The sequence below is a fragment of the Psychrobacter sp. TB20-MNA-CIBAN-0197 genome, from assembly GCF_040309765.1.
Lineage (GTDB): Bacteria > Pseudomonadota > Gammaproteobacteria > Pseudomonadales > Moraxellaceae > Psychrobacter > Psychrobacter submarinus.
The window spans coordinates 1-286 of the sequence record NZ_JBEOPC010000371.1; the positions used below are offsets into that span (position 1 = coordinate 1).

At 60.1% G+C, this 286-nt stretch carries 1 protein-coding gene; it reads left to right on the plus strand.

Annotated features, from left to right (window positions below; genetic code table 11):
* Nucleotides 1-286 (plus strand): hypothetical protein (locus AAEY83_RS14085; protein ID WP_351059788.1); only part of this gene is annotated, 286 nt, incomplete at both ends.

Sequence of the window (286 nt, forward strand, 5' to 3'; positions counted from 1 at the left end):
GAATACCGCTGGCAGAACTGGGCCGACGGCAAGGTCGAGCGCAAGCATGTGTTCTATCAGCGCGTCGGGCAGCGCATTCTCGCGGTGGGTTACTACTTGCCACGGGCTTCGGCTGAGCAGGCCAGGGCCTTGCTGGACAAAGCCGCGACGGATCTGACCAGGAACGAGAAGGGCACGCTGACCGCGATCAACTCACTCAAGGGCGGTTACTTGCAGGATGACCTGTATGTCTTCGTGGTCGATCTGAACAACCAGCGGTATGTCGCCCACGGCACCAATCTACGCT